Below are 24,006 nucleotides of genomic sequence, written 5' to 3'. Positions count from 1 at the left end.
CACAGAGAAATTGCTTCCCTGTGGTTTATTAAATCTAAATGAAAGTAACTTAGTACAGCCCTTCTGGTTCTTCTCGGGTGCTAATATAGATATTTTTAACTTGCGTGTAGGCACTCAGCATCATTTTGTGGGTTTCACGCCCAATGCCCGAAGTTTTATACCCCCCAAACGGCGCGCCTGCCGGTAATCGATTGTAACAATTTACCCAAACCCGTCCTGTTTCAATGGCTCGAGCAACCCGTAAGGCTCGATTGATATTCATTGTCCATACACCACCGCCTAAGCCATATTCGGAATCGTTAGCGTAAGCGATCACTTCATCTTCGGTTTTGAATTTAATCACGGTGGCAACAGGTCCAAAAATTTCTTCTTGAGCTAAACGTGAGCGGTTATCCGCTTCAATCAAGGTTGGTTCAACAAATTCACCTTGAGCGAGTTCCCCCTCTAATTTACGTCCACCGGTAATAATACGACAGCCCTCTTGTTCTCCAATGTTGATGTATTCAAGAATGGTTTTAAGTTGACCGGCATTAACTTGTGAACCCATTTGGGTATCGTCTTCCCAAGGCAGCCCTACTTTGACTTTTTTAAATTCTTCCGCTAATGCGGTAACAAATTTGTCATAAATGCCCTCTTGTACAAAAATACGGGAGCCGGCACAACAAACTTGTCCTTGATTGAATAAAATCCCTTTTACAGCGCCTTCTAAGGCTTTATCAAAAGGCATATCATCAAAGAAAATATTGGCGGATTTTCCACCCAACTCAAGCGTGGCAGGAATCAGCATTTCAGCGGCACAAACACCGACGTGGCGACCAATCTCGGTAGAACCCGTAAAGGCTAATTTATTAAAACCTTTGTGATGTAACATATATTCACCTGATTTTGAGCCACGCCCAGTGATGATATTTAATACTCCTTTTGGAAGCAGATGGTTTATTTTTTGAGCAAATGACAGCAAGCTTAGTGAAGTTGTGCTAGAAGGGTGAATAACAATGGTGCAACCTGCAGCTAGAGCCGGTGCTATTTTCCAAGCTGCCATTAAAAATGGGAAATTCCACGGAATAATTTGTCCCACAACGCCAATGGGTTCACGCAAAACAATAGATAAGTCTTCTTCATCAAGTTGATTTGCCGAGCCTTCCTCCCCCCGAATGATGCTGGCAAAATAGCGAAAATGATCAGCCGCTAAAGGAATATCGGCGGCACGTGTCTCTCTAATCGGTTTACCATTATCTAAAGTTTCTTGCAAAGCAAATAACGCTTGATGTTGTTCAATAACTTCTGCAATCTGATTAAGAATTAACGCTCGCTCCGTTGCCGTGGTTTTTTGCCAGCTTTTGAAAGCTTGTTGAGCGGCTTGCACGGCATTATCTACATCCAAATCCGTTGCATCAACAAATGTCGCCAATTTTTCCCCATTTGCAGGGTTATAAGAAGTTAAAGTATCATTGCCTGAACCGTTGGTCCATTCACCATTAATTAATAAACCATAGTGTTGATCAAAAACATTAAGATTTTTCATTATTTGCTCCTTGTTGTGGGTTAATCAAATTGCTAAATTAAAAGGTGTGATTTAACAAAATTTAACCAATTCGGAGCATACGATAGAGGTAAAAAAATCGCAAGATGTTACGAAATTGTTAATTCAATTTTGTGAATAAGATCACAAATATTTAAAAAATATCTAACTGCACTTTGTACATAAGGAAAAATAATGCAAATTCTAGAACCTCAACAATTCGCTACGTGGAATGAGCCGATTGAAATGCTTTATGCCTGCCATAGTAAGGTGAAACGTTTTTGTCACCAGCTCAATATTTTACCCGGTTACTTAGAAAAAAACGGAGTGAATCAAGCCGTGCTGAACGATGTAAAAATTATTTTGCAATATTTCAATCAAGCAGCACCGCTTCATCACGATGATGAAGAAAAAGATTTTTTCCCCGCTCTTCTTGCCAAAGTGCCGCAAGCAAAGACCGACATTGAAGAATTAGAACGCCAACATACCGATTTACATCAAAATTGGCATTTACTTTCCGAACAGTTAAGCGCCCTCATCGCTCAAGAACGTCATCAAGTGGATGCGGAATTAATTCAGCGTTTTACCTTAGGTTACGATAAACATATCGCCATTGAAGAACCGCTTTTTGAATTAGGTAAGCAACATTTATCCGAAGCGGAATTGAACCGAATCGGCAAAATAATGTCGGATCGACGTCATTCTTGAGGTTGAAATAGTGGATTATCAGCTTGATATTCGCGCTTATCGCTGCCCATTGCCGCTACTTATGGTGAAAAAAGTATTAGCGACCCTCAAGGAAAATGACGAATTATCGGTGTTCATTTCAACGGAAAATAACATTTCGGATATTATGCAACTTTGTGAAACCTTAAATTTCACTTGCCGGCGAAATGGAGCGGAAAAATTAACCATAAAAAAATCAGCAAATTGAATATAAAAAAGTAGGGTGGGCAACTTGTTGCCCACCGTTTTAATTGGGATATTTCAGGTGGGCAAAAAATTTGCCGACCCTACGCAATCGCTATTTAACAATATTTGTATAACAACGACATAAAGAAAAGTCAGCTTGAAACGACCGCACTTTGTAAGCGTAAAAGTGCGGTCTTTTTTCACTTGATTTTCAATATAGTTTTCACATTTTAAGCGATTTATGGTATTTTATCGCCCAATTTTCAACTTAAATTTAACTCAATAAGGAAACATTCAATGGAAGCACAAAGTCCAATGTCCACGCTATTTATCTTTGTTATTTTCGGTTTAATTTTTTACTTTATGATTTATCGCCCGCAAGCGAAGCGTAATAAAGAGCATAAAAAATTAATGGCTGAATTAGCCAAAGGCACCGAAGTGTTAACCGCAGGCGGTGTGATGGGCAAAATCACAAAGGTAATTGAAGACAATAACAGCGTTGTGATCGCACTGAATGACACCACAGAAGTCACAATTAACCGTAATTACATTGTCACTATCTTGCCAAAAGGCTCTGTAAAAACTCTTTAATCCTCTATTCCTAAGGGAAAACTATGTTAAATCGTTACCCATTATGGAAGAATCTAATGGTGATCCTTGTGGTCGCCATTGGTGTTTTATACTCTCTTCCAAATATTTACGGTGAAGATCCGGCAGTACAAATTTCCGGTACGCGCGGACAACAAGCCAACACCTCAACATTAGGACTGGTTCAAGAGGTGCTAAAAACCAATAACCTTCCGACAAAATCCCTCGTTCTTGAACAAGGCTCCATTTTAGCCCGTTTCAATAATACGGATGATCAGCTTTTAGCAAAAGATAAGATTGCCGAAAAACTCGGAAATAACTACACCACCGCATTAAATCTTGCACCGGCAACGCCTGCTTGGTTAAGCAGCATTGGGGCAAACCCGATGAAATGGGGATTAGACTTGCGCGGCGGTGTACGTTTCTTAATGGAAGTGGATATGAATTCCGCCTTGGCAAAACGTCAAGAACAATTACAAGACACTTTGCGCAGCGAACTCCGCAAAGAAAAAATTCAATATACAGGCATTAAAAACGCTGATAATTTCGGCACGACGGTTACGCTTGCAAATCCTGATCAACTTTCAAAGGCGGCACGCATTATTCGTCAAAGCCATCCGACTTTAAACGTAGCGGATACTTCAAACGATATGCTAAATTTGTCTTTTTCTACGACCGCACTTAACGAAGCCCGTGATTTAGCCATTGAGCAAAACCTCACGATTTTACGTAAACGTGTTTCAGAATTGGGGGTAGCGGAAGCCGTTATTCAACGCCAAGGCGCAGAACGTATCGTTATTGAATTGCCGGGTGTGCAAGACACCGCACGCGCAAAAGAAATCCTTGGCGCGACCGCAACCCTTGAGTTTCGAATGGTTAATCCAACGGTAAATGCCGAAGCGGCGGTGCGTGGTATCTTACCTGCCGATTCGGAAGTGAAATATGATCGCCAAGGCAATCCGGTTGTATTGTTAAAACGTCCTTCTTTAGGTGGTGAGCACATTATTAATTCCAGTGCGGCATTAGATCAACAATCAGGTACACCACAAGTAAGTGTAACGTTAGATAGTGAAGGTGGGGATCAGATGTCTCAACTCACCAAAAAATACTACAAAAAACCGATGGCAACCCTTTATGTCGAATATAAAGACAACGGTAAAAAAGACGAAAATGGCAAAACCATCCTTGAGAAAAGCGAAGAAGTTATCAATGTAGCGACAATCCAAGCCCGCTTTGGGGCAAATTTCCAAATTACCGGTGTCGGTAGTATGGCTGAAGCCAATAATCTTTCCACTTTATTGAAATCAGGTGCATTAATCGCACCGGTACAGATTGTGGAAGAACGTACTATCGGTCCATCATTGGGGGCACAAAACGTTGAACAAGGAATGAATGCCAGTTTCTGGGGGCTCATCGCCATCATCGTATTTATGCTGTTCTACTATAAACTTTTCGGCATTATCGCAAGTCTTGCGATGGTGATTAATATTGTCTTGCTCGTGGGATTAATGTCGATTCTTCCGGGAGCGACGCTATCTATGCCGGGTATCGCCGGTATCGTATTAACCCTCGGTATGTCGGTGGATGCCAACGTATTGATTTTTGAGCGGATCAAAGAAGAAATCCGCAACGGTCGTCCGGTTCAGCAAGCGATTAATGAAGGTTATAATGGCGCGTTTACCTCCATTTTCGATGCCAACCTAACCACCATCTTAACGGCAATCATTCTCTATGCCGTAGGGACAGGCCCGATTCAAGGGTTCGCAATCACTCTTTCCTTAGGGGTGGCGATTTCTATGTTTACCGCAATCACCGGAACCCGAGCATTGGTTAATGCGATCTACGGTGGAAAACGCGTTGAAAAACTTTCTATTTAATTGAGGTGACGACTATGGCACTTTTTGCAAGAGATAAAAACGGACATCTCATCAAAGAAATTAACGGGATTAAACTCCCGTTCCCGTTAGCTGAATTTATGAAAATTCGTAAATGGGGCTATATTGTTTCAGTGCTTTTAATGGCAATTTCAATGTTTTTCATTGTCACAAAAGGATTTAACTGGGGTTTGGATTTTACCGGTGGCGTGGTGTTTGATACGCACTTTTCACAATCGGCAAATCTTGAACAGATTCGTGATAAATTAAAACAAAACGGCATTGAAAGCCCTATTGTGCAAACCACCGGTTCCGTTCAAGACGTAATGATTCGCTTACCGGCGGCAGACAATGATTCTACGATTGGTGATCGTGTGAAAGCAATGTTGGTAGAACTTGATCCGTCCATTCATATTAAAAGTATTGAATTTGTAGGCCCTAACGTTGGTGAGGAATTAGCACAAGGTGCGGTTTATGCCACACTCGCTACCCTTGCAATGATGCTAATCTACATTGGTTCACGTTTTGAATGGCGTTTAGGCTTAGGGGGGATTGCCTCCCTCGCCCACGATGTAGTCATCACACTTGGTGTCTTTTCCGCTTTACAAGTTGAAATGGATTTGACCTTTGTTGCGGCTATTCTTTCCGTTGTGGGGTATTCCATTAACGATAGTATTGTTGTGTTTGACCGTGTGCGTGAAAATTTCCGTAAAATTCGCCGTCTAGATACGATTGATATTATTGACGTTTCCCTCACTCAAACCTTATCAAGAACCATTATGACCTCTGCGACAACCTTAATCGTTGTTATTGCCTTGTTCTTCTTCGGTGGTCCTTCTATTCATAACTTCTCATTGGCATTATTGGTCGGGATTGGTTTCGGTACTTATTCCTCCATTTTTATCGCTATTGCCATTGCCTATGATGTAGGTTTAAGACGTGAACATATGATCCCACCGAAAGTGGATAAAGAAGTGGATGATTTACCTTAATTGATCCGACCCAAAAAGCTGGATAAGTCGAAAAACGGTTTGAGCTCGATGTTGTATCGGACTCAAGCCGTTTAATTTAATGGCATTCGTTCCTCGTTATCATATCTAAATTACACCGAAAAATGACCGCACTTTTTTCTTGCGAAAAAATAAAATTTCTCTAAAATGAACGCCCGTTCATTCTTGTGGTTAATCTTGATCTCTTTCTTTCATTCAACTTAAGGTTTTTTATGCGACATTCTAAAACGGATTTAGCCGAGCAGATTTTTATGGCGACAGATCGCTTAATGGCAAAGGAGGGCTTAAACCAGCTTTCTATGCATAAACTGGCGAAAGAAGCCAATGTGGCGGCCGGTACGATTTATCTTTATTTTAAGAATAAAGATGAATTATTAGAGCAATTTGCAAGGCGTTTATTCGCTATGTTTATGGCGGCACTTGAGAAAAATTTTGATGAATCACAATCTTTCTTCGAACAGTATCGACAAATGTGGTGGAACATTTGGGAATTTTTACAAGATAATCCCACGGTGTTATCAAACTTAAGTCAATATGAGCTTTTACCCGCTTTCTCCGAGATTTGTAGGGCGGTTGATAATAATAGTCGTTGGGAACGCTTTTGTTGGAATGCAAAGGCTGCAGGGGAGCTGGTAATGGAATTACCGAATAAAATTCTCTTTCAGCTTAGTTTAGAAAGCGCGATGAATATTGCATCGGGAAGCAAATTTCTAAAGGTGGAATTGACCACCGAAATTTTAGAAGCTGTGATTGAGCGCACTTGGCGATCAATTCAGAAGTAACAGTAGTCTTTAAATATTAACGGAGCTTTAAAAAATGAGTCAAACTCAAACGAATAGACCGAAACGCTCACATATTTTCTTTATGAAAATTATTTTGGTAGTGTTCGTCTTAATTTTTGCCGGCGTAATCGGCTTTAATGTATTTCGTAGCATTATGATTGGTAAAGCATTAGCCAATATGCCGGAAGCATCAAGTCCGGTTACCGCCCTTGAGGTGAAAGCGAGTGAGTGGACGCCTGTGATTAATACGACGGGACTTGTTCGTCCGAATCAAGGTGCAATGTTGAGCGCACAAAGTACCGGCACGGTTTCTAACGTGTTGGTGAACAACGGACAAAGAGTGAAAAAAGGGGATTTATTAGTTGAGCTTGATAGTTCTGTTGAGCGAGCAAGCCTTCAAGCCACACAAGCTCAATTACCAGCCTTACGCCAAACTTATCTACGTTATGCTTCTTTAGTAAAAAGCAATTCGGTTTCCCGCCAAGAGCTGGAAAATGCGAAATCGGCTTATGATGCTCAAGTGGCGAATATCGAATCTTTAAAAGCGACAATTGAACGTCGTCAAATCGTTGCGCCTTTTGATGGACAAGCGGGTATCGTGAAAGTCAACGTAGGGCAATATGTCAATGTCGGTACTGAGATTGTTCGGGTAGAAGATACCAGTTCAATGAAAATTGATTTTTCTATTTCACAAAATGAGCTGGATAAATTAACTCTCGGTCAACGGGTAACGTCAACAACGGATGCACGTCAAGGGGAAACCTTTTCTGCCCGTATTACAGCCATTGAGCCTGCAATTAATTCTTCAACCGGTTTGGTGGATGTGCAAGCCACCTTTGATCCGGAAGATGGTCGTAAATTGCTTTCCGGTATGTTCTCCCGTTTGCGTGTTGCGCTTCCTACGGAAATCAACCAAATTGTCGTTCCGCAAGTCGCGATAAGCTACAATATGTATGGTGAAATCGCCTATTTGTTAGAACCGCTTTCTGACGAGGATAAAACAAAATTTGCCGATAACCCTAAATTAGATTCTCTTTATCGTGCTAAACAAATCACTGTATTTACAAAAGATCGTCAAGGTATTTATTCTCAATTACAAGGTGATGAAGTAAAAGTCGGTGACAAAATTATTACCGGTGGGCAACAAGGCATTGGTAACGGCAGCCTTGTTGAGTTGATTAAAAAAGATATCGTTGGTGGCACTGAGCCTGCGCAGAAAACCAATTTGTAATACTTAGGAAAAACGAATGAAATTTACAGATATATTTATTCGTCGCCCTGTTTTAGCGGTTTCGATCAGCTTGCTTATCATTATTTTAGGATTACAAGCTATTTCGAAATTGGCGGTGCGTGAATATCCTAAAATGACAACAACGGTGATTACCGTTACGACAGCTTATCCGGGGGCGGATGCGAACTTGATTCAGGCATTCGTTACCTCAAAATTAGAAGAATCTATCGCGCAAGCGGATAATATCGACTATATGTCCTCTTCAAGTGCGCCAAGTTCTTCGACAATTACGGTCAAAATGAAACTAAATACGGATCCTGCAGGGGCATTGGCGGATGTACTGGCGAAAGTGAATGCGGTACGTTCTGAGCTTCCAAGCGGGATTGAAGATCCGACTGTTGCCTCCTCATCGGGTGGTACGGGCATTATGTATATTAGTTTCCGCTCCAAGAAATTGGATTCAAGTCAAGTTACGGACTATATTAACCGCGTAGTAAAACCTCAGTTCTTTACCATTGAAGGTGTGGCTGAAGTTCAAATTTTCGGTGCGGCGGAATATGCATTACGTATTTGGCTTGATCCGCAAAAGATGGCCGGTCAGAACCTATCGGCTTCGCAGGTGATGGCATCGCTTTCTGCCAATAATATTCAGACGGCGGCGGGGAGCGATAACGGTTATTATGTGACTTACCGCAATAAAGTCGAAACAACGACAAAATCCGTTGAACAGTTAGGTAACCTAATTGTTGCCTCTAATGGAAATAGCTTGGTTCGCTTGCGTGATATTGCCACCATTGAACTTAATAAAGAGAGCGATAATTCGCGTGCAACGGCAAATGGTGCGGATTCCGTTGTACTGGGGATCAATCCGACTTCTTCTGCAAATCCGTTAACCGTAGCTAAAAATATTCTTCCGTTATACGAAAGCATCAAAAAACAGCTTCCGGATAGTATGGAAAGCGATATTCTTTATGACCGCACTATTGCGATTAACAGCTCGATTAACGAGGTAGTGAAAACCATCATTGAAGCGACGGTTATCGTATTGGTGGTTATTTTAATGTTTATCGGTTCATTCCGTGCGATTTTGATTCCGGTACTCACGATTCCGATTTCTTTAATCGGGGTACTAATGATGTTACAAAGTTTGGATTTCTCCATTAACTTGATGACATTGCTGGCATTGATTCTCGCCATCGGTTTGGTGGTGGACGATGCTATTGTTGTGCTTGAAAATGTTGACCGCCATATCAAAGAAGGCGAAACGCCATTCCGTGCTGCGATCATCGGTACGCGGGAAATTGCCTTACCGGTTATTTCTATGACAATCTCTTTGATTGCCGTGTATTCTCCAATGGCATTGATGGGCGGGATTACGGGAACTCTCTTTAAAGAGTTTGCGTTAACGCTCGCCGGTGCAGTATTTATCTCCGGTATTGTCGCATTGACACTTTCTCCGATGATGTCGAGTAAGTTATTGAAATCCAACTCAGAACCTTCGTGGTTGGAGCGGAAAGTAGAACATACGCTTTCCAAAGTAAATAATGTGTATAACTATATGCTTGATATCGTGATGCAGAATCGAAAATCTATGGTGGTGTTTGCCGTAGCGATTTTTGCGACATTGCCGTTCCTGTTTAATTCACTCTCCAGTGAATTGACACCAAATGAAGATAAAGGGGCATTTATTGCTATCGGTTCCGCGCCATCCAGTGTAAATGTAGATTACATTCAAGCTGCGATGAAACCTTATATGAAAACGGTGATGGATACGCCTGAAGTTTCTTTTGGTATGAGCATTGCGGGGGCTCCAAGTTCTAACCAATCATTGAATATTGTGACATTAGAAGATTGGAAAAATCGTTCGCGTAAACAACCGGAAATAATGAATGAGTTAAATGCAAAGGCAAAAGAATTGCCTGAAGTATCCGTATCTGCGTTTAATTTCCCTGAAATTGACACGGGGGAGCAAGGGCCGCCGGTTGCTATCGTTTTAAAAACGGCACAGGATTATAATGCCCTAGCTAATACGGCAGAGAAATTTTTGGCAGCGATGCGTGCATCGGGCAAGTTTGTTTATACGGATCTTGACTTGAAATACGATACGGCTCAAATGACGATTTCCGTAGATAAAGAAAAAGCCGGAACCTATGGTATTACAATGCAGCAAATTAGTAGTACGTTAGGTAGTTTCCTTTCCGGTGCAACCATCACCCGTGTCGATATTGACGGGCGTGCGTATAAAGTCATTTCACAGGTAAAACGGGATGATCGTTTATCACCGGAAAGTTTCAAAAATTACTACTTAAATGCAAGCAACGGTGAATCCGTACCACTAAGCAGTTTAGTGACAATGAAACTTGAAACGCAACCGACATCCTTACCACGTTTCAGTCAGTTAAACTCAGCAACGATTCAAGCCGTACCGATGCCGGGAACATCAACGGGTGATGCAGTAGCTTGGTTACAACAACACGCGGATACCACGTTACCACAGGGCTATACCTACGATTTCCGTTCGGAATCCCGTCAGTTGGTTCAAGAGGGGAATGCACTTGCGGTGACCTTTGCACTCGCGGTGGTGATCATCTTCTTGGTATTGGCGATTCAGTTTGAATCTGTTCGTGACCCAATGGTGATTATGATTTCCGTACCATTGGCGGTGAGTGGTGCGTTATTAACGCTTAACTTCTTATCCTTCTTCGGTATTTCAGGTACAACCTTGAATATTTATTCCCAAGTCGGTTTAATTACCTTGGTGGGCTTGATTACAAAACACGGTATCTTGATGTGTGAAGTGGCGAAAGAGGAACAATTGCTACACGGTAAATCGCGTATTGATGCTATTACGACCGCTGCTAAAGTGCGTTTGCGTCCTATTTTAATGACGACCGGTGCGATGGTGGCAGGTTTGATTCCATTACTTTATGCGACAGGTGCTGGGGCGGTATCACGTTTTAGTATCGGTATCGTTATCGTGGCGGGCTTATCAATCGGTACAATCTTTACTTTGTTTGTATTACCGGTGGTTTATAGCTATGTTGCGACAGAGCACAAGCCGTTACCGGTGTTTGAAGAAAGCGAAACCAAATCTGTTCATTAATAAAACACCTTAAAATTTAACCGCACTTTGGGAAATCCTTGTTTAGAGAACCAACGTGCGGTTTTGTTTTATTAAAACGAGGCGATAAAAAACCGCACATTAAAGTGCGGTTGATTCAGACTGATTTTTTTATTTTTTCGAAGCTGTATAAAGTTCCATCGCTTCAGGCAGTAAACGTCGTAGATTTTCTTGGCGATTTTCATCTGTCGGGTGGGTGGAAGCAAGAGCGTCCAGTATGCCTTTTGAACCGCCTGAGGCTTTTTTCATTTTATCCCATAACCCCGGTGCTGCTTGCGGATTAAAACCTGATTTTGCCATCAACATTAAACCCACTTCATCCGCTTCGGTTTCTGCGCTACGTGAATAAGGTTTATCTAATGCAAAATCCTTAGTCAAACTGATAGCGACCCCGCTTAAATCAGAGCCTACCACGGTAGAAAGTGCAATATGCCCTAACTGCGCGGCAATTCCCGTTGCCATACCGAAGTTCGCTTTTGCTTTACCGTGTTCTTTTAAAGCGTGTGCCATTTCATGCCCCATTACGGTGGCGATTTCATCATCATTCAGTCTTAATGTCTCCACTAATCCCGTATAAAACGCCATTTTACCGCCCGGCATTGCCCAAGCATTTAATTCTTTCGATTTAATTACGGTAATTTGCCAGTTGAAAGGTTGCCCTGTTTGATTTTCTTTATTGGCATAAGGCACCATTTTATTGAAAATACGATGAACACGTTTTGCGGTTTGAGAAGACGTATCAACCGCACCTTGGCTACGGATTCTCCCCATTTCCTGCGTATAGCTTGAAGCCGCTTGTTGATTGATAGAAGCTGAGTCGGCACAAGCATTTAAAACAAAAGCCGCCGCTGCTGCAAAAGCAAAAGATTTAATGTGTTTTTTCATTTTGGGCTCCTATGTGAGTGTAAATATTAAAAGCTGTCAAATTATAAGTAAACGGCACTTTATTTGTCTAATAAAAAATAATTGAGTTTTTCTTTTGCACTATTATAATAGTGCAAATTTTAATTAAGAGACTCATCTATGGAACAACAAAAATCTCCTTCTCTACTTGGTGGTGCGATGATTATCGCAGGCACGGCAATTGGTGCCGGTATGTTGGCTAACCCTACTTCTACCGCCGGTGTATGGTTTATCGGCTCTGTTCTTGCATTGATTTATACTTGGTTTTGTATGACCACATCAGGCTTAATGATCTTAGAGGCAAATTTACATTATCCGACCGGCTCAAGTTTCGATACGATCGTAAAAGATTTACTTGGCAAAGGTTGGAACGTAGTGAACGGTTTATCGGTGGCATTCGTGCTTTATATTTTGACTTATGCCTACATCACATCGGGCGGTGGCATTACGCAGAATTTATTGAACCAAGTTCTTGGTTCTTTGGAAAGTGCGGTCGATATTGGGCGAACTTTAGGTTCTCTCGTTTTTTGTCTTGTGTTAGCCGCTTTTGTGTGGCTTTCTACGAAAGCGGTGGATCGCTTTACCACGGTGCTTATCGGCGGAATGGTGATCGCTTTTTTCTTTTCTACCGCAGGGTTATTAGGATCGATAAAAAGCGAAGTGTTATTCAATACCATTGCACAAGGCGAGCAACAATATTTACCCTATTTATTGACCGCACTTCCCGTGTGTTTGGTTTCTTTCGGTTTCCACGGTAATGTGCCTAGTCTGGTGAAATATTATAACCGCGATGGTAAACGCGTGATGAGAGCGATCTTTATCGGCACAGGGCTGGCGTTAGTGATTTATATTTTATGGCAGCTCGCCATTCAAGGAAATTTACCGCGTAGCGAATTTGCGCCGGTGATTGAAAAAGGCGGGGACGTCTCCGCATTGCTTGAAGCCTTACACAAATATATTGAAACGGATTATATTGCCGTTATTCTGAGCTTTTTTGCTTATATGGCGATTGCCAGCTCTTTTTTAGGGGTAACGCTAGGGCTGTTTGATTATATCGCGGATTTATTTAAATTTGACGACAGCTTAATGGGCAGAACTAAGACGACTTTAATCACATTTTTACCGCCATTATTGTTAAGCCTTCAATTTCCTTATGGTTTTGTGATTGCCATTGGTTATGCCGGATTGGCTGCAACCATTTGGGCGGCTATTGTGCCGGCATTACTTGCTCGCGCTTGTCGCCAAAAATTTCCGAATGCGACTTATAAAGTATATGGCGGAAGTTTTATGATCGGTTTTATCATTCTTTTCGGCGTGCTGAACATTATGGCGCAGGTAGGTGCAAACTTAGGATGGTTTGCAAGTTTTAGCGGATAAATTTATCTGTTAGGATGTAAGGGCGTATTGTGTGCGCCCTTTTGATTTTTTAGCTACAGAAATGCAATATTTTCGCAGGAAGAAACAATGAATAATCAAATCAGTGTTTATGATAGAGAAAATTTCTTTGAGCTTTATCGAAAACTCCGCGCAAACCCGATTAGCCTAAACGAAATTGTGGAAAAGCCCACAATGCTTTCGCTTTTACCTGATCTTCAAGGCAAAAAATTGCTCGATCTTGGTTGTGGCACAGGGGCACATTTGCAGCTTTATTTAGAACGAGGTGCAAAAACTGTCGTCGGCGTGGATTTATCCGCCAATATGTTGGAACAGGCACAATCGGATTTAGAAAAGTGCGGTCAATTTCAAGGACGTTTTTCATTGTATCAGTTGGCAATGGAAAAACTCGAAGATCTGCCGGATAGCAATTTTGATATTATTACCGGTTCTTTCGCTTTTCATTATGTACAAGATTTCCCTGCATTGTTATCCGCAATTTTCGATAAACTCGCAGCGAACGGCACATTGATTTTTTCCCAAGAACATCCTATTACTACTTGTCATAAAGAGGGGGAACGTTGGGAGAAGGATGAAAATAAACAACAAGTGGCGTATCGCTTGAATTATTATCGGGATGAGGGCGAGCGCAATAGAAATTGGTTTAAGCAACCTTTTAAAACCTATCACCGCACAACGGCGACAATTATTAATAACCTGATCTCAGCGGGTTTTAACATTGAACGAATCGCAGAACCTATGCTTGCCGAACAACCGCAATGGCATTCGGAATTTAAAGATTTACAGCATCGCCCGGTCTTGTTATTCGTGAAAGCCACAAAGAACAAGGAGAAAAAATGACAAATCCAATTAACGATCTTGACGTGTTATTAGCCTCAATGGAACCTTATCTCAATGAGGGCGTTTACTATTTTGCCACACTGAAACCGGAACAACATTTACCGCTTTCCGCTTTAATTGCGACCATTCGCGAGAAAGAGGGTCTGTCCGTAGTGGTAACGGAAGAAACGGCAAAAAGTTATCACCTTGATGCACAATTTAAAGCGGCTTGGATCACCCTAACCATTCATTCCGATCTTGCCGCTGTAGGGCTAACTGCCGCCTTTGCAAAAGCTTTAGGCAAGGCTAAAATCAGCTGTAATGTGGTGGCGGGAAATTTTCATGATCATATTTTTGTCCCTTATGAACAGGCGGAGCTTGCCATGGCGACATTACGTGAATTACAACGGGTATCGGCAGAGAATCAACAAAAATAAACTGGCATTCCACCGCACTTTATGGTATAAATCACGCCGCTCTTTTTCCTGTTAAAAAGAGTAAACTTAACTGAAATAACACACACATATCACTAAGGCTTCATCGGGGTGCCAAACGGTCGATGAGCTGGTATGTGGAGGCTCAACCCCAATTAAAAGGAAAATATTATGGCACAAGTTTCAATGCGCGACATGATCAACGCGGGCGTACACTTCGGACACCAAACACGTTACTGGAATCCACAAATGAAACCTTTCATTTTCGGTGCCCGTAATGGTGTTCACATCATCAATCTTGAAAAAACCTTACCTTTATTCAATGAAGCGCTGGCTGAATTAACTCGTATTGCGAGCAACAACGGTAAAGTTTTATTTGTTGGTACAAAACGCGCAGCATCCGAGGCAGTTCAAGCTGCGGCATTAGACTGTCAACAATATTATGTAAATCACCGTTGGTTAGGTGGTATGTTGACTAACTGGAAAACGGTTCGTCAATCAATTAAACGTTTAAAAGATTTAGAAGCTCAATCTCAAGACGGTACTTTCGATAAATTAACCAAAAAAGAAGCGTTAATGCGTACCCGTGAGATGGAAAAACTTGAATTAAGCCTTGGCGGTATCAAAGATATGGGTGGTTTACCGGATGCATTATTCGTTATCGGTGCGGACCACGAACACATCGCAGTAAAAGAAGCAAACAACCTAGGTATTCCGGTATTTGCTATTGTTGATACCAACTCAACTCCGGCAGGCGTGGATTTTGTTATTCCGGGTAACGATGACGCAACCCGTGCAATCCAGCTTTATGTAACTGCAGCGGCAGCGGCAGTGAAAGAAGGTCGTGGTAACGAAGCTCAAGTAGCTGAAGAATTAGCGGCAGACGCTGAATAATTCAAGTTATCGAAATAAGGCATAGCCCTTATTAATCAAAACGATTAATTGGCACAGGGGCTATATTTAGTCCCTGTTATTTTATCTAAAAAGTCGGTGAAAAATGACCGCACTTTAAGACTGAGGATTTTTAAAATGGCTGAAATCACAGCATCATTAGTAAAAGAACTTCGCGAACGTACCGGCGCGGGTATGATGGAATGTAAAAAAGCATTAGTTGAAGCTAACGGCGATATCGAGTTAGCAATCGACAATATGCGTAAATCCGGTCAAGCAAAAGCAGCGAAAAAAGCTGGTCGCGTAGCGGCTGAAGGTGTGATCCTTGCTCGTGTCGGCGCAGGTTTCGGCGTGTTAGTGGAAATGAACTGTGAAACCGACTTCGTAGCAAAAGATGCGGGATTCTTAGGTTTAGCAAATGAAGTGGCTGATTTTGCAGCTGCAAATAAAGGCACAACCATCGAACAATTACAAGCTCAATTTGAAGAAAAACGCGCGGCATTGGTTGCAAAAATCGGTGAAAATATGACTATTCGCCGTGTTGCTTACTTAGAAGGACAAGTTCTTGCACAATACTTACACGGTGCGAAAATCGGTGTATTAGTAGCGGGTGAAGGTTCTGAAGAAGAATTACGTAAAGTCGCAATGCACGTTGCAGCATCTAAACCGGAATTTGTAAATCCGGAAGATGTTTCTGCTGAAGTTGTCGAACACGAACGTCAAATTCAAATCGACATTGCAATCAACTCCGGTAAACCAAAAGAAATCGCAGAGAAAATGGTTGAAGGTCGTATGAAGAAATTCACCGGTGAGGTGTCTTTAACCGGTCAAGCATTCGTTATGGATCCTTCCGTACCCGTTGGTGATTACTTAAAATCGGTAAATACCAAAGTAACGAACTTCATCCGTTTAGAAGTGGGTGAAGGTATTGAGAAAGTGGAAGAAGATTTTGCCGCAGAAGTGGCGAAAATCACCGGCGGTAACGCTTAATTTTCTTATTTCTTAGATATGAAAAAGCCGATATGTTTTTATCGGCTTTTATTTTTTTATTTATGTTTCGGGCGAATATCTATTGCCGGATCATCATCTTTGCGATATTTTTCATCAATTTTTTGCTGTAAACCGAAATCATCGTTATCCGCTTCATTAGAGAATAAATTCTTTTCTTGTGTGAGTTTGGGATTTTTTATCCCGATCCAATTTGCAATGCCTTCCAAGAAATTTAGGCCGGATTTAAATACGTTGTATTCGTAGCGTTGTGTGTCATCAGAAGAAATCTTAAATAAAGGAATATCGTGGTGTTGACGACTGAAACAATTTTGATTGAACAATAGTACATTGTGTTTTTCATCTTGCTGATGACATAAACCGTGATCGGAAAGATAAATCATCGAAAAAGTGCGGTGTGTTTTTTGTCCGTTTTCTTGCAGTTGTTCATATACCTGCTTTAAAAAGTCATCGGTTTTTTTAATAGAAGAAATATAGCAGTTTAAATAATTGAATTTCGGATCAATCTCTTCATCTTTAAAGATTTTCGGATAATCTTCCAGACGATCGCAAGCCAACGGATGAGAACCGTAAATATGTAACAAGATAAAGCGTTTGCCTTGTGCCGGTGACTCCAACACTTGGGCAAATTTCGGCAATAAGTCAAAATCGCTATAATTGGTGGAGTTAAAACTGCCGCCTTTTTTCAAGAAGATCGTTTCATCTGATTTTGAGGCAAGAGAAGAAACCGGTGTATCAAATTCACCTAAAAAACCTTGGTTAGATAACCAATAGGTTTTAATACCTGCCGATTTGATTAAGTCCACTAAACTTAGCTCATAGTTCGGTTCCCATTTTTCTTTGTCGGGAAGTGTGAACATTAGGCGTAGCGAGGCAACGGTGTTTGTCCCCGGCGAACGTAATCCGTCAATTAATGTGCCCTTGGTATTCGATATAAACGGAGTATTTTCAATAGGATAGCCATAAGCATGATGATAATCTTTGCGGGCACTTTCACCCAATACAATCACATAATCATCATATCGGCTGTTTTCTAAAGCGGATTTTCCCCAATTATCCGATTGCGACATCCGTTTTAATTTATTCATTTCATCATAAATTTTTACCGTGGAACTGATGGCTTCCTTTAAGGGGTCGGCAAGAGGAAGGAAATAGGCGAAAAGTAATGCCGAAAGAGCGATAAATGTTTTGTTTCGATAAAATTTAATACCGAATTTGACCGCACTTTTATACTGTATCAATACCAAAGTGGGAATGGCAAAAGCGATTAAGTAGCTGCTCATCGGAATTTGCAACAAAAATTCTTTGGTTTCCAGCATATCTGTGGCGAAAACCGAGGCGATATATTGATAACTCGGTGCGCCGAAATTTAATCCTGTGGGAGTATAAATTGCGTAGAGGCAGGCAAGCGGAAACATAACAAAGTAGAACGTTTTTTTGCTGTTACTTAGTAAAAGAATAAGGGAGGTGGTGAGTAAAATGAGCCAAATATTAGGCTGAGGGAACATACCTGAGCCGATTAACATAAAATAACCGGCAGCTATGGCACAGACAAAAATAAAAAGTGCGGTCAAAATCAATGGTGTTTTTTGTGTTTTCATATTATCTTTTCTTTGAAGCAAACTCGCCTATTATCCATTTTCTAAATGGAATTTCCACATTTAACTTCTTCACTCTTAGTCGGTTATTTTATAGAATAGGGCGATTTTTTTAAGCCAAAAAAGGAAAAGACAATGAGCCAACCGATTTATAAACGTATTTTATTGAAATTAAGTGGTGAAGCATTACAAGGTGATGAAGGATTTGGTATCGATCCTTCTATTCTTGATCGTATGGCATTGGAGATTAAAGAGCTTGTCGAAATGGGCGTGGAAGTCGGCGTAGTACTTGGTGGCGGTAACTTATTCCGTGGCGCAAAACTTGCCAAAGCAGGAATGAATCGTGTGGTGGGCGATCATATGGGAATGCTTGCAACCGTAATGAACGGTTTGGCGATGCGCGATGCGCTTCATCGTGCGGATGTTAATGCGAAATTAATGTCCGCTTTCCAATTAAACGGCATTTGCGACACTTATAACTGGTCTGAGGCGATCAAAATGTTGCGCGAAAAACGTGTTGTGATCTTCTCAGCCGGTACCGGTAGTCCGTTCTTTACTACTGATTCCGCCGCTTGCTTGCGTGGCATTGAAATTGAAGCGGACGTGGTATTAAAAGCAACGAAAGTGGATGGCGTGTATGATTGTGATCCGGCGAAAAATGCCGAGGCAAAACTTTATAAATCCCTCACTTATGCAGAAGTGATTGATAAGGAATTACAAGTAATGGATTTAGCCGCCTTCACATTGGCCCGTGATCATGGTATGCCGATTCGGGTGTTTAATATGGGAAGAGCTGGGGCGTTACGCAATGTTGTTCTAGGCACTGAGGAAGGCACAACGATTTGTTAGTCGGGTAAAACGGTGGAATGAGATTCTGCCGTTTTTCATTTAAGCGAGATTCGTTTTATCGCCGATGATAAAACAATTCAAAAATAGCAAAAAATCCAGTAAAATCACCCCGTTTTATTTTTAGCTGAATATAAAGGACAATTCTATGATTAATGAAATTAGACAAGATGCCGAACAGCGTATGGAAAAAAGCCTTGAAGCATTGAAAGGGCATATCGCTAAAATCCGTACCGGTCGTGCGCAACCGAGTTTATTAGATGCGATCCAAGTGGAATATTATGGTGCGGCAACGCCTCTTCGTCAATTGGCAAACGTGGTGGCTGAAGATGCCCGTACTTTGGCGGTAACCGTGTTTGATCGTTCATTAATCAGTGCGGTAGAGAAGGCGATTTTAACGTCAGATTTAGGCTTAAATCCTTCTTCTGCCGGCACAACTATCCGTGTACCGCTTCCTCCGTTAACGGAAGAACGCCGCCGCGATTTGATTAAAATCGTAAAAGGTGAGGGAGAGCAAGGCAAAGTGGCGATTCGTAACGTGCGCCGTGATGCGAATGATAAAATCAAAGCCTTATTGAAAGATAAAGAAATCAGTGAAAATGATCAGCATAAAGGCGAAGAGGTAATCCAAAAATTAACTGACCAATACATCAAAAAAGTCGATGAAATTTTGGCGGATAAAGAAAAAGAATTAATGGATTTCTAATTTTCTGAACTGATTATTGGGGCAGACCTAGTGTCTGCCCTTGTTCTATTCTCTTATTTTTATCGTGAATTAAATTTAAAAATGTTTACTGCATTGCTGTGTCTCACTGTACTGCTTGTACTGTAGGCTTGCGGTTTTATCTCCATGTTAATTTAATTCACTGCCAACTACGGTACGGTTAATTTTATGCAAAAACAAAATATCGTGATTCTGGGGGCAACAGGATCCATTGGGCAAAACACCTTATCGGTGATTGAACATAATCCTGAGAAATACCATGCTTTTGCGCTTGTCGGAGGCAAAAATGTGGAAGCTATGTTTGAAAAATGTGTGAAATTTCAACCGCACTTTGCTGCACTTGATGATGTAAAGGCAGCCGATATATTAAGAGAAAAGCTCAAAAAACAAGGTATTGCAACCGAAGTATTTGCAGGTCAGCAAGCGATCTGTGAATTAGCGGCACATCCTGATGCGGATCAGGTGATGGCTGCGATTGTGGGGGCAGCAGGGCTACTTCCTACCTTGTCTGCGGTAAAAGCCGGTAAACGCGTTTTATTGGCAAATAAAGAAGCATTGGTGACTTGCGGGCAGATTTTTATTGATGCGGTAAAGGAATCAGGCGCAACCTTGCTGCCGGTAGATAGCGAACATAACGCGATTTTTCAGTCCTTGCCGCCGGAAGCACAGCAAAAAATAGGTTTTTGCCCATTGAATGAATTAGGTATCAGTAAAATTGTGTTGACCGGTTCCGGCGGGCCTTTCCGTTATATGCCGTTAAATGAGTTCGTCAATATCACACCGGAGCAAGCCGTAGCGCATCCGAATTGGTCAATGGGGAAGAAAATTTCAGTGGATTCCGCCACGATGATGAATAAAGGCTTGGAGTATATAGAAGCGCGTTGGTTGTTTAATGCGGCTGCCGATGAAATGGAAGTGATTATTCACCCGCAATCCATTATTCATTCTATGGTGCGTTATGTGGACGGTTCGGTGATTGCACAAATGGGAAATCCCGATATGCGAACGCCGATAGCGGAAACCATGGCATATCCGCAGCGCACTTTTGCCGGAGTTGAACCTTTAGATTTCTTTAAAATCAAAGAACTGACGTTTATTGAGCCGGATTTTAACCGTTACCCTAATTTAAAATTCGCAATGGATGCCTTTGCGGAAGGTCAGTATGCGACAACCGCAATGAATGCGGCAAATGAAGTGGCGGTACAAGCCTTTTTGGAACATCGAATTTCCTTTACGGATATTGCCCGTATTAACCGTGAATCCGTAGCGAAAATGCCGTATACAACCATTGCAACGATTGATGATGTATTGGCGGTGGATACTCAAGCGCGTATCATCGCACAGCAACTTATTGCCAGTCATTAAAAGTGCGGTCGTAAATAATTTCATTTTATGATAGAACTCGATAAGAATAATATTCCTGAGCACGTCGCCATTATTATGGATGGCAACGGACGTTGGGCAAAACAACGAAATAAACTGCGTATATTCGGGCATACCAATGGTGTTGCCGCGGTACGCCGAGCCGTAACTTATGCGCGCCAAACGGGTGTAAAAGTGCTCACTTTGTATGCTTTTAGCAGTGAAAACTGGAGTCGTCCGGAACAAGAAGTCAGCGCATTAATGATGCTTTTTATGCAAGCCCTTGATCGAGAAGTGAAGAAATTGCATAAAAACGATATTCGTCTCAAAATTATTGGTGATACTTCGCGTTTTAGTGAAAAACTGCAAGAAAAAATCGCTAATGCTGAAAATTTAACGAAGAAAAATACCGCACTTACTTTAAATATTGCGGCGAATTACGGCGGTTGCTGGGATATTGTCCAAGCAGCCCAACAGATTGCATTAAAAGTGAAAAATAACGAAATGTTGGTGGAAAATATTACCGAGCAAACTTTCCAACAACATTTAATCACACAAAATCAACCTCAAGTGGATTTATTAATTCGTACCAGTGGAGAGCAGCGAATTAGCAACTTTTTGCTTTGGCAAATTGCTTATGCGGAGCTCTGTTTTTTAGATGTATTGTGGCCTGATTTTGGTGAAAAAGAATTTAATCAAGCGATTGCCTGTTACCAACAACGTCATCGCCGTTTCGGTGGGACTGAATAAAGCGGAGATTTTATGCTTAAAGAACGAGTTTTGTCGGCTATTGTACTTATTGCACTGGTGCTATGCGCCTTGTTCTTATTTACCCCTTTTTATTTTGCATTAGCCTTAGGGGGCGTTGCCACACTAGGAATATGGGAATGGACACAATTTGCACGTTTTAAACAACCCTTAGTGCGTTTTTGTATTGCAGTCTTTCTTGGGGCATTTATTTTTTTATGGATTTTTACTGAAGGCAATTATCTTGATGCTGGGCGGGTATTCGAACGTTATTTATCACTTTTATTAATTAATTCCGTAGCTTGGTGGGTGCTAGCCTTATTGTTAGTTATTACCTACCCGTCTTCGGCAAAGTATTGGAGCAAAAATAAACCGCTTCAATTACTCTTTGCTTTTTCTACCTTAATCCCTTTTATTGCCGCCGTATTACGCTTGCGTTTGGATAATTACGCGCAAGATTCTTATCATGGCTTATTTTTACTTCTTTATGTGTTTGTCTTGGTTTGGGCGGCAGATTCCGGGGCTTATTTTGCAGGCCGTGCTTTTGGTAAACATAAGCTTGCACCGAAAGTTTCACCGGGAAAAACTTGGGAAGGCGTATTGGGCGGTTTAATCACCGCGGCAATTCTTGCTTTTGTATTTATTCATTTTTCAGGTGAACGTTTACTGGGAAATCGGGCAATGTTCGGTTTTGTCATACTTTCCGTTATCACCGTTGCCATTTCTGTTTTGGGTGATTTAACGGAAAGTATGTTCAAGCGGGAATCCGGAATCAAAGATAGCAGCCAACTCATTCCGGGGCATGGCGGTGTGTTGGATCGTATTGACAGCTTAACGGCTGCCGTCCCATTTTTTTCTTATTTCTATTTCTTTGTGTTGTAAGGGGGGGGGATGTCATTTTTATGGTCGCTTAGTGCTTTTCTTATTGCGATTTCCGTATTGGTGGCGGTGCACGAATTCGGACATTTTTGGGCTGCGCGAAAGTGCGGTGTGAAAGTACATCGTTTTTCCATCGGTTTCGGAAAAGTGATTTGGCGGCGAACGGATAAACAGGGAACGGAATTTGCACTTTCCCTGATACCTCTCGGCGGCTATGTGAAAATGCTTGATGGACGGGCGGAAAACGTGCCGGAGGAATTGCAGTCGCAAGCTTTCGATCAAAAATCGGTATTACAACGTGCGTTTATTATTGCGGCAGGTCCATTAGCGAATTTTATTTTTGCTATTTTAGCGTATTGGCTAATTTATTCCGTCGGCATTCCGAGTGTGAAACCCGTGATTGAAAACGTTTCACCTCATTCTATTGCGGCACAAGCGAAGATTGAACCGAACTCTCAGATTATGGCGATTGACGGTGAAGTCGCAGAGGATTGGGAAACCATCAATATGTTACTGGCGGCAAAATTGGGAAATTCCCAAGTGAATATTACGCTTTCACCTTTTGATTCGAATGCCACCTATGAAAAACAACTGAATTTATCCGATTGGACGTTCGATCCGGAAAAACAAAGTGCTTTTGAGTCTTTGGGAATGAATCCGGTTCGTGCGAAGATCGAAATGACATTATCAAAAGTGGTGGAAAATTCTCCGGCACAAAAAGCAGGTTTACAGATCGGGGACAAAATTTTAAGTGAAAATCTGACCGCACTTAAATGGCAAGATTTTGTAAAACTGGTAGAACAAGGTAAACCTTTCCCCGTTAAGATTGAACGGAACGGACAAATTTTTGACAAAATCTTGCAGCCGGAACAAAAAGAAAAGCGTTGGTTTGTCGGTGTAAGTCCAACCTTTTTAAATATAGGGGAGCAGTATCGAACCGAATTAAAATATGATATTCTTGATGCCCTGTTTAAAGCGGGAGAAAAAACAACCCGGTTATCTTGGTTAACGATTAAAGTTATCGGTAAATTATTTACCGGTGATCTTTCTCTTAATAATTTAAGCGGTCCGATTTCAATTGCTAAAGGTGCAGGCGTATCTTCAAGTATCGGGTTTGTTTATTTTTTGAGTTTTATGGCACTTATTAGTGTTAATTTGGGCATTATGAATTTATTTCCGTTGCCGGTGTTAGACGGTGGTCATTTGGTTTTCTTGGCAGCGGAAGGCATTAGAAGAAAACCTGTTTCGGAACGGGTTCAGAATTTAAGTTATCGCATCGGTGCGGCATTGCTATTAACCTTAATGGCTTTTGCACTTTTCAATGATTTCTTACGTTTATAAATATTATTTTTTATTAATA

Annotated in this window: 22 protein-coding genes; 19 read left to right on the top strand and 3 right to left on the bottom strand. The window is 41.5% G+C overall.

Annotation, left to right across the window (positions count from 1 at the left end):
• Window positions 1-49: 49 nt before the first annotated feature.
• Complete coding sequence (locus IHV77_RS05130; protein WP_194813024.1) at window positions 50-1,525, bottom strand: aldehyde dehydrogenase family protein; 1,476 nt, start codon at window positions 1,523-1,525, stop codon at window positions 50-52.
• 192 nt (window positions 1,526-1,717) lie between these two features.
• On the opposite strand from IHV77_RS05130, the gene IHV77_RS05125 reads away from it, so the two are divergent.
• From IHV77_RS05125 to acrB, 8 genes are all read left to right on the top strand, one after another.
• Window positions 1,718-2,230 (top strand): hemerythrin domain-containing protein, encoded by a 513-nt coding sequence (locus IHV77_RS05125; protein WP_194813023.1) that lies wholly within the window; start codon window positions 1,718-1,720, stop codon window positions 2,228-2,230.
• 10 nt (window positions 2,231-2,240) lie between these two features.
• On the top strand, window positions 2,241-2,456 hold the full coding sequence (locus IHV77_RS05120) for a sulfurtransferase TusA family protein (protein ID WP_194813022.1): 216 nt from the start codon (window positions 2,241-2,243) through the stop codon (window positions 2,454-2,456).
• Window positions 2,457-2,731: 275 nt separating this feature from the next.
• Complete coding sequence (gene yajC / locus IHV77_RS05115; protein WP_194813021.1) at window positions 2,732-3,025, top strand: preprotein translocase subunit YajC; 294 nt, start codon at window positions 2,732-2,734, stop codon at window positions 3,023-3,025.
• Window positions 3,026-3,048: 23 nt separating this feature from the next.
• Window positions 3,049-4,899, top strand: a complete 1,851-nt coding sequence (gene secD / locus IHV77_RS05110; protein WP_194813020.1) for a protein translocase subunit SecD — start codon at window positions 3,049-3,051, stop codon at window positions 4,897-4,899.
• 14 nt (window positions 4,900-4,913) lie between these two features.
• Complete coding sequence (gene secF / locus IHV77_RS05105; RefSeq protein ID WP_194813019.1) at window positions 4,914-5,888, top strand: protein translocase subunit SecF; 975 nt, start codon at window positions 4,914-4,916, stop codon at window positions 5,886-5,888.
• A 230-nt stretch (window positions 5,889-6,118) separates the two neighbouring features.
• Window positions 6,119-6,688 carry an efflux transporter AcrAB transcriptional repressor AcrR gene (gene acrR / locus IHV77_RS05100; RefSeq protein WP_194813018.1) on the top strand — a complete coding sequence of 190 codons (570 nt, stop codon included), beginning with the start codon at window positions 6,119-6,121 and terminating at the stop codon, window positions 6,686-6,688.
• A gap of 34 nt (window positions 6,689-6,722) precedes the next feature.
• On the top strand, window positions 6,723-7,919 hold the full coding sequence (gene acrA, locus IHV77_RS05095) for a multidrug efflux RND transporter periplasmic adaptor subunit AcrA (protein WP_194813017.1): 1,197 nt from the start codon (window positions 6,723-6,725) through the stop codon (window positions 7,917-7,919).
• 16 nt (window positions 7,920-7,935) lie between these two features.
• Window positions 7,936-11,022 (top strand): multidrug efflux RND transporter permease subunit AcrB, encoded by a 3,087-nt coding sequence (acrB, locus tag IHV77_RS05090; RefSeq protein ID WP_194813016.1) that lies wholly within the window; start codon window positions 7,936-7,938, stop codon window positions 11,020-11,022.
• Between the two features lie 129 nt (window positions 11,023-11,151).
• Here the strand turns inward: acrB and IHV77_RS05085 are convergent, their stop codons facing one another.
• Window positions 11,152-11,925 carry a M48 family metallopeptidase gene (locus IHV77_RS05085; RefSeq protein WP_194813015.1) on the bottom strand — a complete coding sequence of 258 codons (774 nt, stop codon included), beginning with the start codon at window positions 11,923-11,925 and terminating at the stop codon, window positions 11,152-11,154.
• 138 nt (window positions 11,926-12,063) lie between these two features.
• Here IHV77_RS05085 and mtr point away from each other — a divergent pair, with 138 nt between their 5' ends.
• The 5 genes from mtr (at window position 12,064) to tsf (ending at window position 16,472) form a co-directional block, all read left to right on the top strand.
• Window positions 12,064-13,320 carry a tryptophan permease gene (gene mtr, locus IHV77_RS05080; RefSeq protein ID WP_194813014.1) on the top strand — a complete coding sequence of 419 codons (1,257 nt, stop codon included), beginning with the start codon at window positions 12,064-12,066 and terminating at the stop codon, window positions 13,318-13,320.
• Between the two features lie 87 nt (window positions 13,321-13,407).
• Complete coding sequence (locus IHV77_RS05075) at window positions 13,408-14,178, top strand: class I SAM-dependent DNA methyltransferase (protein ID WP_194813013.1); 771 nt, start codon at window positions 13,408-13,410, stop codon at window positions 14,176-14,178.
• Window positions 14,175-14,594, top strand: coding sequence for an ACT domain-containing protein (locus tag IHV77_RS05070; RefSeq protein WP_194813012.1), 420 nt, complete (start codon window positions 14,175-14,177; stop codon window positions 14,592-14,594). Before IHV77_RS05075 ends, IHV77_RS05070 begins: the two co-directional genes overlap by 4 nt.
• A gap of 168 nt (window positions 14,595-14,762) precedes the next feature.
• On the top strand, window positions 14,763-15,485 hold the full coding sequence (gene rpsB / locus IHV77_RS05065; RefSeq protein WP_194813011.1) for a 30S ribosomal protein S2: 723 nt from the start codon (window positions 14,763-14,765) through the stop codon (window positions 15,483-15,485).
• 135 nt (window positions 15,486-15,620) lie between these two features.
• Window positions 15,621-16,472 carry a translation elongation factor Ts gene (gene tsf / locus IHV77_RS05060; RefSeq protein ID WP_194813010.1) on the top strand — a complete coding sequence of 284 codons (852 nt, stop codon included), beginning with the start codon at window positions 15,621-15,623 and terminating at the stop codon, window positions 16,470-16,472.
• 56 nt (window positions 16,473-16,528) lie between these two features.
• Here the strand turns inward: tsf and IHV77_RS05055 are convergent, their stop codons facing one another.
• A complete protein-coding gene (locus IHV77_RS05055) occupies window positions 16,529-18,091 on the bottom strand; it encodes a phosphoethanolamine transferase (RefSeq protein ID WP_194813009.1) in 1,563 nt (520 codons plus the stop codon).
• 132 nt (window positions 18,092-18,223) lie between these two features.
• On the opposite strand from IHV77_RS05055, the gene pyrH reads away from it, so the two are divergent.
• The 6 genes from pyrH to rseP all read left to right on the top strand — a co-directional run bounded on the left by pyrH (window position 18,224) and on the right by rseP (window position 23,987).
• Window positions 18,224-18,937, top strand: a complete 714-nt coding sequence (gene pyrH / locus IHV77_RS05050) for a UMP kinase (RefSeq protein ID WP_194813008.1) — start codon at window positions 18,224-18,226, stop codon at window positions 18,935-18,937.
• Between the two features lie 145 nt (window positions 18,938-19,082).
• Window positions 19,083-19,640, top strand: a complete 558-nt coding sequence (gene frr, locus IHV77_RS05045; protein ID WP_194813007.1) for a ribosome recycling factor — start codon at window positions 19,083-19,085, stop codon at window positions 19,638-19,640.
• Between the two features lie 186 nt (window positions 19,641-19,826).
• Window positions 19,827-21,023 carry a 1-deoxy-D-xylulose-5-phosphate reductoisomerase gene (ispC, locus tag IHV77_RS05040; protein WP_194813006.1) on the top strand — a complete coding sequence of 399 codons (1,197 nt, stop codon included), beginning with the start codon at window positions 19,827-19,829 and terminating at the stop codon, window positions 21,021-21,023.
• A 27-nt stretch (window positions 21,024-21,050) separates the two neighbouring features.
• Window positions 21,051-21,770 carry a polyprenyl diphosphate synthase gene (uppS, locus tag IHV77_RS05035; RefSeq protein WP_194813005.1) on the top strand — a complete coding sequence of 240 codons (720 nt, stop codon included), beginning with the start codon at window positions 21,051-21,053 and terminating at the stop codon, window positions 21,768-21,770.
• A gap of 12 nt (window positions 21,771-21,782) precedes the next feature.
• The gene (locus tag IHV77_RS05030) at window positions 21,783-22,649 is read left to right on the top strand and encodes a phosphatidate cytidylyltransferase (RefSeq protein WP_194813004.1); all 867 of its coding nucleotides are present in this window, start codon (window positions 21,783-21,785) and stop codon (window positions 22,647-22,649) included.
• Window positions 22,650-22,658: 9 nt separating this feature from the next.
• The gene (gene rseP, locus IHV77_RS05025; protein WP_194813003.1) at window positions 22,659-23,987 is read left to right on the top strand and encodes a sigma E protease regulator RseP; all 1,329 of its coding nucleotides are present in this window, start codon (window positions 22,659-22,661) and stop codon (window positions 23,985-23,987) included.
• The last annotated feature ends 19 nt before the right edge of the window (window positions 23,988-24,006 follow it).

It is taken from the genome of Rodentibacter haemolyticus (assembly GCF_015356115.1).
Taxonomy (GTDB): Bacteria; Pseudomonadota; Gammaproteobacteria; order Enterobacterales; family Pasteurellaceae; genus Rodentibacter; species Rodentibacter haemolyticus.
This window is presented reverse-complemented; position numbering and strand designations above follow the sequence as displayed.